At 57.9% G+C, this 447-nt stretch carries 1 pseudogene; it reads left to right on the top strand.

Annotation, left to right across the window (positions count from 1 at the left end):
• Positions 1 to 177 precede the first annotated feature (177 nt).
• Positions 178 to 447: pseudogene (locus OC610_RS28845) on the top strand (GNAT family N-acetyltransferase); the annotation flags it as partial.

The raw sequence follows: 447 nt of genomic DNA, 5'->3' as shown, positions 1-447 counted from the left end.
CTCGGCAGCTCCTACAGTGCACCCCAGCAGGAACAAGGTCGCCATGGGTTGTTTTTCAGCCACTCACCCTATCAGCCCCCAAAAAATCCTCAAGCCCCGCTCTTGTAACGAGATGCAGGGCTTTTTTACGGCTATCGTATGCAGACAGGAAACCTCCACCACAAGGAACAGGCGGACATGCGCCAGCATTCGGTCATCCACACACCGAAACCGAGCGACTACCAGGAATTGACCCGGGTCTGGGAAGCCTCGGTACGGGCCACCCATGACTTCTTGCCAGACAGTTACATCGAGCTGCTGAAAAACCTCGTGCTCACCCGCTACCTGGACGCGGTGATGCTCATCTGCACCCGCGACAGTCGTCAACGCATCACCGGTTTTGCGGGGGTGGCGGCTGGCAAGATTGAAATGCTGTTCATCGACCCGGAACATCGCGGCCAGGGCCTG

This window comes from Pseudomonas agronomica, assembly GCF_025917275.1.
Taxonomy (GTDB): domain Bacteria; phylum Pseudomonadota; class Gammaproteobacteria; order Pseudomonadales; family Pseudomonadaceae; genus Aquipseudomonas; species Aquipseudomonas agronomica.
Note: the sequence above shows the minus strand (reverse complement) of the source record. Positions and strands in the feature narration are given on the sequence as shown.